Genomic DNA, 12,483 nt, shown 5'->3' with positions numbered 1-12,483 from the left:
ACCCACGACCCACCCCACAAGCAGACGGCCTAGTGCGGCGCCCCCCGCCACCCCGCCACCGGCAGCGCGAACTTCGCCACCAGCCGGTCCGTGAACGACGCGTGGTGCAGCCGAGCCAGTCGCACCGGCACCGCCCCCCGCCGTACCTCCACCCGCGCCCCCGCCGGCAGGTCCACGCTCCGCCGCCCGTCGCACCACAGCACCCCGTTCGGCGTCTGCGGCTGCACCTCCACGGCCAGCACCGAGTCCGGCGCGGTGACCAGCGGCTTCGCGAAAAGAGCGTGCGCGCTGATGGGCACCATCAGCAACGCCTCGACCTCGGGCCAGACAACAGGCCCCCCGGCCGAGAACGCATAAGCGGTCGACCCGGTCGGCGTGGCACACACCACCCCGTCCCCGCCGAACCGCGAGACGGGCCGCCCGTCGACCTCGGTCACGACCTCCAGCAGCCGCTCCCGCGCCGCCTTCTCCACCGACGCCTCGTTGAGCGCCCAGTCGCGGTGCACGACGCGCCCGTCCGTACGGACCAGCACATCGAGGGTCATCCGCTCCTCGACCTCGTACTCCCGGGTCACCACACGGTCGACGACCTTGTCGAGATCGTCCCGCTCGGCCTCGGCGAGGAAGCCGACGCGCCCGAGGTTGACGCCCAGCATGGGCACGCCGGAACGCCGCGCGAACTCCGCACCGCGCAGCAGCGTGCCGTCGCCGCCGAGCACCACCAACAGCTCACAGCCCGCCAGGACGTCGCCGCAGCCCGGCCCGGCCTCGACACGCTCCACCGCGGCCGGCAGCGGCAGATCCGCCGCCTCCGCGGCCAGCACCCGCACGCCGATACCGCAGCGCAGCAGCCCCTGAACAACGAGCTCCGCGCTGCGGATCGCCGCCGGCCGGCCGGTGTGGGCGAGCAGGAAGACGGTACGTCCGGATGATGCTTCTGAAGTGGTCAACGAGGCCCCTCCGCCACTGCACGGTCAACGTCCGCCGGGTCCAGTTGAGGCGCACCGGCGCGCAGCCACAGAAAGTACTCGACGTTGCCGGACGGCCCGGGCAGCGGGCTGGCGGTAACCCCGAGTACGCCGAGTCCCAGCTCGGCCGCGCGCCCGGCGACCGCGCGCACCGCCTCGGCCCGCAGGTCGGCGCTGCGCACCACGCCGCCCGCGCCGAGGCGTTCCTTGCCGACCTCGAACTGCGGCTTGACCATCAGGACCAGGTCCGCGTCGGGCGCGGAGCAGCGCACGAGCGCGGGCAGCACCAGCCCGAGCGGAATGAAGGACAGATCGCCCACAACAAGATCGACGGGCTGGTCGTCGATCTGTTCCAGCGTCAATTCGCGTACGTTCGTGCGGTCCTTCACGGTGACGCGCTCGTCGCTCTGGAGGGACCAGGCGAGCTGTCCGTAGCCGACGTCGACGGCGACGACGTGGGCGGCGCCGGCCCGCAGCAGCACGTCGGTGAACCCGCCGGTGGAGGCGCCGGCGTCGAGCGCGCGGCGGCCCTCGACCTTCAGGCCGAGCGGGGTGAAGGCGGCGAGGGCGCCGGCGAGCTTGTGGCCGCCGCGCGAGACGTAGTCGGGGTCGCTGTCGTCCTGGGAGACGACGATGGCGGCGGCGGTCTCCACCTGGGTGGCGGCCTTGGTCGCCGTCGTCCTTCCGACGGTCACCCGGCCGGCGGCGATCAGCTGGCTCGCGTGCTCGCGGGAACGGGCCAGCTTGCGGCGCACCAGCTCCGCGTCGAGTCGGCGGCGAGTCACTGCCACGGGCGGTTCAGCTCCTGTTGTCGTACGGACGTGCGGGGCCGTGCGGCGGCCCCGGGGGCCGGTCGAGCGCGCCGAGCGCGTCACGCAGCCCCTGGTGTACATCCTCGTACACCGCCAGGTGACCGCTCGCGCCGAGGTGGTCGGCGTCCGCGAGCCGGGCCAGGCGGGCGTCCACGCCGGGGTCGCCGGTGGGGGTGCGCTCGACGCCGAGGGGCGCGGGCCCAGAAGGCTCCTGGGCCTCCTGGGCCTCCTGGGTCTCCGGCGGCTGGGGTGTCGGGTCGGTCCCGGGGTCGGTCATGGTTCCGACGCTACCCGGTCGCGGGTGTTACTCCTGCGTTCCCGGCCGCCTGGGGTACCGTCCATGGCGATGGCGACGATTGAGGAGTGCCTGGGCGCACTCGACCGGCTGGCGGAGAACCTCTCGGGCGCGAGCGGCGAGCTCCGGTCCACCGCCGCGCCCGACCGCTCGCTCAGCTGTCATGTCACGGATCTCGACGTCACCTTCGTGGGCCACCTCCGGGACGGCCATCTCAGGGAGGTGCGGAGCGTCGAGGGCGTCCCGGAGCGGCGGGCGGAGATCGCGCTGGAGATGACCGGGGACGATCTGGTGGCCCTGGTCGACGGACGGCTGAATTTCGCCCGTGCCTGGGCCAGTGGCCGGATCAGGCTGAAGGCGGGCCTGCGGGACGTACTGCGACTGCGCTCGATCCTCTAGCGGTGGCGCCGGCGGCCCGCCGCCGCGCCGCGGGTACGACGAGCGGCGTACCGGTCTGCGGATCGTCGATGACCTGGCAGCGCAGCCCGAAGACCCGCTCCACGAGCTCGGCCGTCACGATGTCGCCGGGCGTCCCCTCGGCGACGACGCGCCCGTCGCGCATGGCGATCAGGTGGGTGGCGTAGCGCGCGGCGTGGTTGAGGTCGTGGAGGACGGCCACGAGAGTCCGGCCCTGGTTCTCGTGGAGCTCGGCGCACAGGTCGAGGATCTCGATCTGGTGCTGGATGTCGAGGAAGGTCGTCGGCTCGTCGAGGAGCAGCAGCGGGGTGCGCTGGGCGAGGGCCATGGCGATCCACACGCGCTGGCGCTGGCCGCCGGAGAGTTCGTCGACGTAGCGGTCGGCGAGGGCGGCCACTCCGGTGGCGGCCATCGATTCCTGGACGATCCGCTCGTCCTCGGGCGACCACTGCCGCAGCAGCCCCTGGTGGGGGTGGCGGCCGCGGGCGACGAGGTCGGCGACGGTGATGCCGTCGGGCGCGACCGAGGACTGCGGCAGCAGGCCGAGCGTACGGGCGACCTTCCGGGCCGGGTACGAGCCGATGGCGGCGCCGTCGAGCAGTACGGAGCCGGCCCGCGGCTTGAGCATCCGGGACAGGGCGCGCAGCAGGGTGGACTTGCCGCAGGCGTTGGGGCCGACGATGACGGTGAAGGAGTTGTCGGGGACGGCGACGGAGAGATTCTCCGCGATGACCCGCCCGTCGTAGGCGAGGGTGACGGATTCGGCCGACAGCCGGCTCATGGACTTCTCTCCGTTGTGTTGGTGAGTGCTCATACCCGCCCCGCCCGCCGCTCGGTGTGGAGCAGCCACAGCAGATAGCAGCCGCCGAGCATGCCGGTGAGGGCGCCGACGGGCAGCTGGTCCGCGCCGAAGAGGCGTTGGGAGGCCCAGTCGGCGGTGACCAGCAGGGCCGCGCCGGTGGAGGCGGAGGCGGTGAGGTTGGGGCCCGGTGAGCGGGTGAGGCGCCGGGCCAGCTGGGGCGCGGCGAGGGCGACGAAGGAGATGGGGCCGGCGGCGGCCGTGGCGACGGCGGTCAGCAGGACGGCGGCGCCCATGGTGACCAGCCGGGTCCGCTCGACGGGCACGCCGAGCGCGTGGGCGGAGTCGTCGCCCATCTCCAGCATGCGCAGGTTCCGCCCGTGGCCGAGGACGGCGGGGACGAGCAGGGCGCAGACGGCGAGCAGCGGCCGGACCTGGGACCAGTCGCGGCCGTTGAGGGAGCCGACCATCCAGACGGTGGCGCGGGCGGCGTCGGTGAGGTTGGCCTTGGTGAGCAGATAGCCGATGACGGCGACGAGGACGGCGGACATGGCGATGCCGACGAGGACGAACCGGTAGCCGTGCACGCCGCGCCGCCAGGCCAGGGCGTAGATCGCGGCGCCGGAGAGCAGCCCGCCGGTGACGGCGCCGGCGGCGACGGCCGTGGGGTCGCCGTGGAAGAGGACGATGACGGTGAGCGCGCCCACGGTGGAGCCCTGGCCGAGGCCGATCACGTCGGGGCTGCCCAGCGGGTTGCGGGAGACCGACTGGAAGACGGCGCCGGCCAGTCCGAGGGCGGTGCCGGCCAGGAGGCCGACCAGGACGCGCGGCAGGCGCAGGTCGTGGACGATGAACTCCTGCGCCTCGGTCCCGCCGCCCATCAGGGTGCGGACGACGTCGGCGAAGGACATGGGGTAGTCGCCGGTGCCGATGAGGGCGACGGAGACGGCGAGCGCGGCGGCCACCAGCAGGGGGACGACGAGCGCGGCGCGCGGCTCGACGCGCACGGAGAGCCCGCCGCGGGTGCGCAGGACTCGTGCGGTCCGGAGAGGCTCGGGAACATTCACAGCTGGGCCATCCTCCGGCGGCGTACGAGGTGGATGAAGACGGGCCCGCCGATCAGCGCGGTGACGATGCCGACCTGGAGTTCGGAGGGGCGGGTGAGGATCCGGCCGGCGATGTCGGAGCCGAGGAGCAGCACGGGTGCGAGGACGGCCGCGTAGGGCAGGACCCAGCGCAGGTCGGGGCCGGTGAAGGAGCGGACGGCGTGCGGCACCATCAGGCCGATGAAGACGACGGGCCCGCAGGCGGCGGTGGCCGCGCCGCACAGGAGGGTGACGGTGAGCAGGGCGAGGACGCGGGTCGCGGTCAGCCGGGTGCCCAGGGCGCGGGCCTGGTCGTCGCCGAGGGCCATGGCGTTGAGCGGCCGTGCCAGCAGCAGGGCGAGCAGGACGCCGACGGCGATGAAGGGGGCGACCTGCCGGACGACGGTGTCGTTGGCGGAGGCCAGGGAGCCGACCGTCCAGAAGCGCATCCGGTCCAGGGCGGCGGTGTCCATCAGCTGCACCGCGTAGACGTAGCCGTTGAGGGCGGCGGTCACGGCGGTGCCGGCGAGGGCGAGGCGTACGGGCGTGGCGCCCCGGCTGCCGCCCAGCGCGTACACGACGACGGAGACGGCGGCGGCGCCCAGGAAGGCGAACCACACATAGCCGGTCAGCGAGGTGACGCCGAGGAAACTGACGCCGGAGACGACGGCGGCCGCGGCCCCGGCGTTGATGCCGAACAGGCCGGGGTCGGCGAGGGGGTTGCGGGTGAGGGCCTGCATCACCGTGCCGGCGAGGCCGAGGCCGGCGCCGACGAGGAGCCCGAGGACGGTGCGGGGGACGCGGACGTCGCGGACGATCACGTCGGTCTCGTCGCCGGTGTAGTGGAACAGCCCGTGCCAGACCTGGCCGACGGGGATCTGCTTGGCGCCGACGGCCAGGGACGCGACGACGACCAGCAGGAGCACACCCGTCGAGACGACCAGTCCGGCGAGGCGCCGGGCGCCTCTCCTCGGCGGTACGGCCTCGGGGGCGGCGGTGCTTCGGGGGGCGGTACTGGATTGAGGGGCAGCGTCGACCAACACCAGGTTAGGTTAGCCTACCCTCACACCCCTTGATCCCCATGGAGAGAGCACCACCCCATGAGCACCCCCCGCTTCCCCCACCTCTCCCGCCTCTCCCGCCGAGGCCTGCTGGCCACCGGTGGCGCCCTCGGCCTCGGCGCCCTCGTCACCGCCTGCGGGGGCGGCGGATCGTCGGACTCCGCCGAGGACGCCGGGCAGGGCGGCGACAAGAAGGGCGCCTGGAGCTTCAAGGACGACCGCGGACAGACCGTCAGGAAGGACCGCACCCCGCGCCGCATCGTCGCCTTCACCGGCACCGCGGCCGCCCTCCACGACTTCGGCGTCGAATGCGTCGGCGTCTTCGGCCCCACCAAGCTCAAGGACGGCAAGCCCGACCCGCAGGCCGGCGACCTCGACGTCGGCAAGCTCACGATCCTCGGCAACGCCTGGGGCGAGTTCAACGTCGAGAAGTACGCCGGGCTGCGCCCCGACCTGCTCGTCACCAACATGTACGAGCCGGACGCCCTCTGGTACGTACCCGACGACAGCAAGAAGAAGATCCTCGCCCTCGCCCCCGGCGTCGCCCTCACCGCCTCCCGCGTCCCCATGCTGGAGACCGTCAAGCGCTACGCGGCCCTGGCCGAGTCCCTCGGCGCCGACCTGAAGGACCGGAAGGTCACCGACGCCAAGGCCCGCTTCGAGAAGGCCGCCGAGACCCTGCGCAAGGCCGCCAAGGGCAACCCGGTCAAGGTCATGGCCGCCTCCGGCAGCGCCGACCTGTTCTACGTCTCCAACCCGGCCCTCAACGCCGACCTCATGTACTTCCGCGAGCTCGGCGTCGACTTCGTCGTCCCCGAGAAGACCGACAAGGGCGGCTACTTCGAGAGCCTCAGCTGGGAGAACGCCGACAAGTACAAGGCCGACGTGATCCTGCTGGACAGCCGCACCTCCGCCCTCCAGCCCAAGGACCTGGCCGCCAAGCCCACCTGGGAGCGGCTCCCCGCCGTCAGGGCCGGCCAGGTCACCCCCTGGCTCAGCGAGCCCCGCTTCTCCTACGCCGGCTGCGCACCCCTCCTCGAAGGCCTCGCCGCGGCCGTCGAAAAGGCCAAGAAGACCTCCTGAACGCAGGAAAGGACCGTTTCCCGCAATGAGCGACGCCCCTCCCCCGCCCTACCGCTGGTTCGACCTCCACGTCATACGGACCGAGCGGGTAAGCCCCTCCCTCGTCCGCGTCACCCTGGGCGGGGACCGCCTCGGCGACATGGTCACCGACGGCCGCGACCAGCGCTTCAAGCTCTTCCTTCCGCAGCCCGGCCAGGACGCCCCCGTCCTGCCGGACGACCTGGGCACCGGCTGGTACGCGGAGTGGCGCCGCCAGGACCCGGCGGTCCGGGCCGTCATGCGCTCGTACACCGTGCGCGAACTGCGCCACGACCCGGACGAACTCGACGTCGACTTCGTCCAGCACGGCGAGGGCGACGGGCACAGCGGGCCCGCCTCACTGTGGTCCCGCACCGCCCGCCCAGGCGACCGCGTCGCCGTCCTGGGCCCGGTGGCCGAGGACAACGGCGGCGCCGACTTCCGGCCGCCCGCCGGCACGGACTGGGTGCTGGCCACCGCCGACGAATCCGCCCTGCCCGCCGTCGCGGGCATCCTCGCCTGGCTCCCGGCGGGCACCCCGGCCCGCGTCTGGATCGAGGTCGGCCACCCGGACGACGTCCAGGACCTCAAGACGGAGGCCGACGCGGACATCACCTGGCTGATCCGCGGCACCCGCCGCGAGGCCCCCACCCTGGACGCCGTCCGCGCCGCGGACCTGCCCCCGGGCACCCCCTACGCCTGGATCGCCGGCGAATCCGGCACCGTCCGCGCCCTGCGCCGCCACCTCGTGGGCGACCGCGGCTTCGACCGCCGCGCGATCACCTTCACCGGCTACTGGCGCCGGGGCGCCACGGAGGAAGACCTCCTGGCGGAACTCACGGGCTGAGCCTCCGGGGGCGAGGGCTTCGCCCCGCCCCCAGGGCCCGCTACCAGCCCAGGCGGGCCAGCGCCTTCCCCGCGTCGAGGGCGCAAGCCCCCTCCCCCGCCGCACTCCACGCGGCAGCGCAAAGCGCCCGCAGCGCGTCCACCCGCTCCCCGCCCCCGTCGAGCACGAGCTCACCGTCCTCCACCGAGGCAGTCCACCCCCCACAGCGGAACCCCTCACCCGCGGAGCCGGAAACCGAGGGCTGCGGCTCCAGCAACCCCCGCAGATCCTCCGCCACGAACGTCGGCCGGTGCTCCGGCCGCGCCGCGAGAAGCTGCGCGGCCGTCGTGACCCCGGTCAGTACCAGCAGCGAGTCCACACCCCCGGCGAACGCACCCTCGATGTCCGTGTCCAGCCGGTCGCCGACCACCAGCGGCCGCTCCGCCCCGGTCCGCAGAATCGTCTCGCGGTGCATCGGCGGCAGCGGCTTCCCCGCCACCTGCGGATCCGCCCCCGTGGCTATCCGTACGACCTCCACGGCGGAGCCGTTGCCCGGCGCGATACCGCGCGCGCTCGGAATGGTCAGATCCGTGTTCGAGGCGAACCACGGCAGCCCTCGCGCCACCGCGTACGACGCCTCCATCAGCCGCGACCACGGCATGTCCGGCCCGCCGTACCCCTGCACGACGGCCGCCGGATCGTCGTCCAGCGACTCCACCGGCACCAGCCCGCGCTCCCGCAGCGCGACCCACAGCCCTTCCGAGCCGATCACCAACACCCGTGACCCGGACGGCAACTGATCGGACATCAGCCGTGCCACCGCCTGCGCCGAGGTGATCACATCGCCCGGCGCCGCCGGAATGCCCAGCTCCGTCAGATGCCCGGCCACGGTCTCCGGCGTCCGCGCCGCGTTGTTCGTCACGTACGCGAGATGCATCCCGCCGTCCCGCGCCGTACCCAGCGACTCCACCGCGTACGCGATCGCCTCACCACCGGCGTAGACCACGCCGTCGAGGTCCAGCAGGGCCGTGTCATAGGCCGCGCTCAGCGGCCGCTCGCTGCCGTCGGGCCGGGTCCGGACACTGTCGTTCATGCTGTGATCGCTCCTCTGTGCTGCAAGTCTCTTCCCGGATCATTGCCGATCCGGCCCTGGGACATAACATTTCACAATGAGCACTCCAGGCCACGTCACCGGCGAATCCGCAGGACGCGGGCTCCGGCTCGCTCCCTTCCGAGGACTGCGTTACGTCCCCGAAAGGGTGGGCAGTCTGGCGGCGGTGACCTCCCCGCCGTACGACGTCGTCGTCCGCCCCGACGGCCTGCGCCACCTGGAGACCGCGGACCCGTACAACATCGTCCGGCTCATCCTCCCCCAGGCCGCCACCGCCGCAGACCGGCACCGCCAGGCCGCGGAGACCCTGCGCCGCTGGCAGGACGAGCAGGTGCTCGCCCCCGACCCCGAGCCCGCGCTCTACGTCTACGAGCAGCGCGGCGAGGGCATACTCCAGCGCGGCCTCATCGGCGCCCTGCGGCTCACCCCGCGCGAGGAAGGCATCGTCCTCCCCCACGAGGACGTCATGCCGCACATCGTCGAGGACCGCGCCGCGCTGATGCGCGACACCGCCGCCAACCTGGAGCCCCTGCTCTTCTCCTACCGGGGCGACGGCGACGCCGACGGCGACGAGGGCGCGGCGGCCGTCATCGAACGCGTGATCCTCACGGAACCCCTGTTCTCCACCACGACCGACGACGGCTTCGCCCACCGCCTCTGGTCGATCACCGACGCCCAGGACCTCGCCCGGATCGACAAGGACCTCTCCCGCCGGCACGCCCTGATCGCCGACGGCCACCACCGCTGGGCCACCTATCTGCGCCTGCGCTCCGAGCAACCCGCGGGCGGCCCCTGGGACTTCGGTCTCGTCCTCCTCGTGGACACCGCCCGCTACCCCCTCCGTGTACGGGCCATCCACCGGCTGCTGCACAAGCTCCCCGTCCGTACGGCCCTGGAGGCGCTGGGCGACTCCTTCCGCGTCCGTACGATCGACGGCCCGCTGGAGGAGGCCCTCACGGCCCTCGCGGAGGCCGCCACCGAACCGGGCAACGCCTTCGTCCTCGCCGGCGACGGCCGCTTCCACCTCCTGGACCGCCCGGACCCGGCCCTGCTGGCCCGGACCGTCCCCGCCGACCGGCCCCGGGCCTGGCGCGAGCTGGACGCGACGGTGCTCCACTCGCTGCTGCTGGAGCACATCTGGAACGTGCCCGACGACCCGGAGCACATCGGCTACATCCACGACACGACGGCGGCCGTCCGGCAGGCCGTGCGCCATGAGGGGACGGCCGTGCTGATGCACCCCGTCCACGAGGACGTCGTGCGCGAACTCGCCGAACAGGGCGTGACGATGCCGCGCAAGTCGACGTCGTTCGGCCCCAAGCCGGCGACGGGCCTGGTGCTGCGGAGCCTGGCCCTGAACTGAGCGGACAGCGGATACGGCGGAGGCCGGATACGAGCGGAGGGCGGCACCCCGGGATCGGGGTGCCGCCCTCCATGTCGGTCAGGTCAGGGATCAGCCCTGGCTGCCGGACTCCTCGTCCTTGACCTCGGCGGGCTCGGCCTCAGCCTTGGCGGGCGCGTCCTCGGCCTTGACGTCCTCGTCCTTGACGGGCGCGTCCTCGGCCACGGCCTCGCTCTCGGCGTCGTTCTCAGCGCCGCTCTCGGCCTCGTCGGCCGAGTCCTCCTCGAACGCGTCCGTGAACTCCACGCCGTCCAGCTCGGCGAGCCGGTCGGAGGCGTTGGTCGTGCCGCCCTGGTCCGCCTCAAGAGCCTTGGCGAACCACTCACGGGCCTCGTTCTCACGGCCGACCTCGAGCAGCGCGTCCGCGTAGGCGTAACGCAGGCGCGCGGTCCACGGCTGGACGGAGTTGGACGCCAGCTCGGGGCTCTGGAGCGTGACCACGGCGGCCTCGGCCTGGCCCATGTCCTTGCGGGCACCGGCGGCGACCAGGCGCATCTCGACCTGACCCGCCTTGTCCAGCCTCTGCACCTCGGGCTCGCCGGCCATGGCCAGAGCACGCTCCGGGCGGCCCATGCCACGCTCGCAGTCGGCCATGATCGGCCACAGCTCGACCGAACCGGTCATCCGGCGCGCGGCGCGGAACTCGGCGAGGGCCTCGGAGTAGTTGCCGGTCGCGTACGAGGCGAAGCCGGCGGCCTCGCGCACGGCGGCGACACGGGAGGCGAGCCGCAGGGCGACGCGCGAGTACTCGTACGCCTGCTCCGGCTCCTCGTCCAGCAGCTTCGCGACCATGACGAGGTTACGGGCGACGTCGAGCGCGAGCGTCTTGGGCAGGCTCATCAGCTCCTGTCGTACGTCGGCGTCGATCTCGTCGCCGGTCACGTCCTCCGGGATCGGCAGCCGCTTCACCGGCTCGCGGTCACCACGGTCCCGGTCCCGGTCGTCACGGCGGCCGTAGCCACCGGAACGCTCGTCGCGGCCGCGGTAGCCACCGCCCTGGCGGTCGTCACGGAAGGAACGACGGGGGCCGCCACGGTCGTCACGGCCGCGGTAGCCACCGCGGTCGTCGTCACGACGGGGACCACGGTCGTCACGGCGGAAGCCACCACGGTCATCGTCGCGACGGAAGGACGGACGGTCATCGCGACGCTCGTCACGGCGGAAGCCGCCACGGTCGTCATCGCGACGGGGACCACGGTCATCGCGGCGGTCGTCGCGACGGAAGGACGGGCGGTCGTCACGACGCTCGTCACGGCGGAAACCACCGCGCTCGTCATCGCGACGGGGACCACGGTCGTCACGGCGGGGGCCGCGCTCGTCGTCGCGACGGAAGGACGGACGGTCGTCACGACGCTCATCGCGACGGAAGCCGCCACGGTCGTCATCGCGGCGGGGACCACGGTCATCGCGACGGAAGCCGCCACGGTCATCGTCGCGGCGAGGGCCACGGTCATCGCGGCGGTCGTCACGACGGAAGGACGGACGGTCGTCGTCACGGCGGGGACCACGGTCGTCACGGCGGGGGCCGCCACGGTCGTCGTCACGGCGGAAGGACGGACGGTCGTCACGACGCTCGTCACGGCGGAAACCACCGCGGTCGTCATCGCGGCGAGGGCCACGGTCATCGCGACGGAAACCGCCACGGTCGTCATCACGACGGAAGGACGGACGGTCATCACGACGCTCGTCACGGCGGGGGCCGCGCTCGTCGTCACGACGGCCGAAGCCGCCACCGGGACGGCCGCCACGGTCGTCGCGACGGAAGGGCGGACGCTCGTCGCGACGCTCGTCACGGCGGGGGCCGCCGCGGTCGTCATCGCGGCGAGGGCCACGGTCGTCACGGCGGTCGTCACGACGGAAGCCACCGCGGTCGTCATCGCGACGGGGACCACGGTCGTCACGGCGGGGGCCGCCACGGTCGTCGTCACGGCGGAAGGACGGACGGTCGTCACGACGCTCGTCGCGACGGAAACCACCGCGGTCGTCGTCACGGCGGGGACCACGATCGTCACGACGGAAACCGCCGCCGGCACCGCCGGGGCGGTCATCGCGACGGCCGAAACCGCCGCCACGCGGGCCGCGGAAGCCGTCACCGCGACGCGGCTCGCCGCCCGAACGACCGTCGGGAGAGTTGGTGGACATCGACGTGACTCCTGTCTTCAGGTACCGCAGTCATTCTCACGCACCTTGATGACAGGCGCGCTTCGAGGAAAAACAAAAAGGACCTTTGGTCCCAGCGTGAACGCTGGGACCAAAGGTCCTTGAAAGATTGTTCGGCGGCGTCCTACTCTCCCACAGGGTCCCCCCTGCAGTACCATCGGCGCTGAAAGGCTTAGCTTCCGGGTTCGGAATGTAACCGGGCGTTTCCCTAACGCTATGACCACCGAAACACCATCGGGTGTTCCAAGCGAACAAGCACACTCTTCAATTTAGAGGTGTTACTGGTTCAACCGGTGCGACTGTTCGCAACCCGGGAACCACACAGTGGACGCGAGCAACTGAGGACAAGCCCTCGGCCTATTAGTACCAGTCAGCTCCAACCGTTACCGGTCTTCCACACCTGGCCTATCAACCCAGTCGTCTACTGGGAGCCTTACCCCATCAAG

The 12,483-nt window shown here is 72.6% G+C and carries 13 protein-coding genes and 2 rRNA genes; 4 read left to right on the top strand and 11 right to left on the bottom strand.

Features of this window, described 5'->3' with window-relative positions:
- Positions 1-29: 29 nt before the first annotated feature.
- Genes RM609_RS34025 through RM609_RS34015 form a run of 3 tightly spaced genes read right to left on the bottom strand, consistent with a single transcriptional unit; the run spans position 30 to position 2,057 of the window.
- Entirely contained in the window at positions 30-950 is a 921-nt protein-coding gene (locus RM609_RS34025) for an NAD kinase (protein ID WP_311616525.1), read from the bottom strand.
- Positions 947-1,753: a TlyA family RNA methyltransferase gene (locus tag RM609_RS34020; RefSeq protein ID WP_311616529.1), complete on the bottom strand. Its 807-nt coding sequence runs from the start codon at positions 1,751-1,753 to the stop codon at positions 947-949. Before RM609_RS34020 ends, RM609_RS34025 begins: the two co-directional genes overlap by 4 nt.
- A 13-nt stretch (positions 1,754-1,766) precedes the next feature.
- The gene (locus RM609_RS34015) at positions 1,767-2,057 is read right to left on the bottom strand and encodes a hypothetical protein (RefSeq protein WP_311616523.1); all 291 of its coding nucleotides are present in this window, start codon (positions 2,055-2,057) and stop codon (positions 1,767-1,769) included.
- Positions 2,058-2,126: 69 nt separating this feature from the next.
- Between RM609_RS34015 and RM609_RS34010 the strand changes: the two genes are divergently transcribed.
- The gene (locus tag RM609_RS34010) at positions 2,127-2,474 is read left to right on the top strand and encodes a sterol-binding protein (protein ID WP_311616521.1); all 348 of its coding nucleotides are present in this window, start codon (positions 2,127-2,129) and stop codon (positions 2,472-2,474) included.
- On the opposite strand, the gene RM609_RS34005 is transcribed toward RM609_RS34010, so the two are convergent.
- Genes RM609_RS34005 through RM609_RS33995 form a run of 3 tightly spaced genes read right to left on the bottom strand, consistent with a single transcriptional unit; the run spans position 2,422 to position 5,416 of the window.
- On the bottom strand, positions 2,422-3,273 hold the full coding sequence (locus RM609_RS34005; protein WP_311616519.1) for an ABC transporter ATP-binding protein: 852 nt from the start codon (positions 3,271-3,273) through the stop codon (positions 2,422-2,424). The two genes, RM609_RS34010 and RM609_RS34005, sit on opposite strands and share 53 nt — an antisense overlap.
- A gap of 29 nt (positions 3,274-3,302) precedes the next feature.
- Positions 3,303-4,358 (bottom strand): FecCD family ABC transporter permease, encoded by a 1,056-nt coding sequence (locus RM609_RS34000; RefSeq protein ID WP_311616517.1) that lies wholly within the window; start codon positions 4,356-4,358, stop codon positions 3,303-3,305.
- The gene (locus RM609_RS33995; RefSeq protein WP_438828606.1) at positions 4,355-5,416 is read right to left on the bottom strand and encodes a FecCD family ABC transporter permease; all 1,062 of its coding nucleotides are present in this window, start codon (positions 5,414-5,416) and stop codon (positions 4,355-4,357) included. The genes RM609_RS34000 and RM609_RS33995 overlap by 4 nt, the downstream gene beginning before the upstream one ends.
- A 60-nt stretch (positions 5,417-5,476) precedes the next feature.
- Here RM609_RS33995 and RM609_RS33990 point away from each other — a divergent pair, with 60 nt between their 5' ends.
- Both RM609_RS33990 and RM609_RS33985 read left to right on the top strand, forming a co-directional pair.
- Positions 5,477-6,520: an ABC transporter substrate-binding protein gene (locus RM609_RS33990; protein WP_311616513.1), complete on the top strand. Its 1,044-nt coding sequence runs from the start codon at positions 5,477-5,479 to the stop codon at positions 6,518-6,520.
- A gap of 25 nt (positions 6,521-6,545) precedes the next feature.
- Entirely contained in the window at positions 6,546-7,385 is an 840-nt protein-coding gene (locus RM609_RS33985; protein WP_311616511.1) for a siderophore-interacting protein, read from the top strand.
- 40 nt (positions 7,386-7,425) lie between these two features.
- Here RM609_RS33985 and RM609_RS33980 read toward each other — a convergent pair whose 3' ends face one another.
- Positions 7,426-8,457, bottom strand: coding sequence for an HAD hydrolase-like protein (locus tag RM609_RS33980; protein ID WP_311616509.1), 1,032 nt, complete (start codon positions 8,455-8,457; stop codon positions 7,426-7,428).
- A 76-nt stretch (positions 8,458-8,533) separates the two neighbouring features.
- Here RM609_RS33980 and RM609_RS33975 point away from each other — a divergent pair, with 76 nt between their 5' ends.
- The gene (locus RM609_RS33975; RefSeq protein WP_311616507.1) at positions 8,534-9,838 is read left to right on the top strand and encodes a DUF1015 family protein; all 1,305 of its coding nucleotides are present in this window, start codon (positions 8,534-8,536) and stop codon (positions 9,836-9,838) included.
- Positions 9,839-9,928: 90 nt separating this feature from the next.
- Here the strand turns inward: RM609_RS33975 and RM609_RS33970 are convergent, their stop codons facing one another.
- The 4 genes from RM609_RS33970 to RM609_RS33955 all read right to left on the bottom strand — a co-directional run.
- Positions 9,929-10,786 (bottom strand): tetratricopeptide repeat protein, encoded by an 858-nt coding sequence (locus RM609_RS33970; protein WP_438828605.1) that lies wholly within the window; start codon positions 10,784-10,786, stop codon positions 9,929-9,931.
- Positions 10,783-11,970 (bottom strand): hypothetical protein, encoded by a 1,188-nt coding sequence (locus RM609_RS33965; protein WP_498073177.1) that lies wholly within the window; start codon positions 11,968-11,970, stop codon positions 10,783-10,785. Before RM609_RS33965 ends, RM609_RS33970 begins: the two co-directional genes overlap by 4 nt.
- Before the next feature lie 178 nt (positions 11,971-12,148).
- Positions 12,149-12,265: ribosomal RNA gene (gene rrf / locus RM609_RS33960) — 5S ribosomal RNA — on the bottom strand.
- 112 nt (positions 12,266-12,377) lie between these two features.
- A 23S ribosomal RNA gene (locus RM609_RS33955) occupies positions 12,378-12,483 on the bottom strand; the annotation flags it as partial.

Origin of the sequence: Streptomyces hesseae, from assembly GCF_031845785.1 — a bacterium.
GTDB classification, from domain to species: Bacteria; Actinomycetota; Actinomycetes; order Streptomycetales; family Streptomycetaceae; genus Streptomyces; species Streptomyces hesseae.
Note: the sequence above shows the minus strand (reverse complement) of the source record. Positions and strands in the feature narration are given on the sequence as shown.

Coding starts and splice junctions, on each gene's coding strand:
- RM609_RS34010 (WP_311616521.1), top strand. CDS start 2,127: ATGGCGACGATTGAGGAGTGCCTGGGCGCACTCGACCGGCTGGCGGAG.
- RM609_RS33990 (WP_311616513.1), top strand. CDS start 5,477: ATGAGCACCCCCCGCTTCCCCCACCTCTCCCGCCTCTCCCGCCGAGGC.
- RM609_RS34015 (WP_311616523.1), bottom strand. CDS start 2,057: ATGACCGACCCCGGGACCGACCCGACACCCCAGCCGCCGGAGACCCAG.
- RM609_RS34005 (WP_311616519.1), bottom strand. CDS start 3,273: ATGAGCCGGCTGTCGGCCGAATCCGTCACCCTCGCCTACGACGGGCGG.
- RM609_RS33980 (WP_311616509.1), bottom strand. CDS start 8,457: ATGAACGACAGTGTCCGGACCCGGCCCGACGGCAGCGAGCGGCCGCTG.
- RM609_RS33975 (WP_311616507.1), top strand. CDS start 8,534: ATGAGCACTCCAGGCCACGTCACCGGCGAATCCGCAGGACGCGGGCTC.
- RM609_RS33985 (WP_311616511.1), top strand. CDS start 6,546: ATGAGCGACGCCCCTCCCCCGCCCTACCGCTGGTTCGACCTCCACGTC.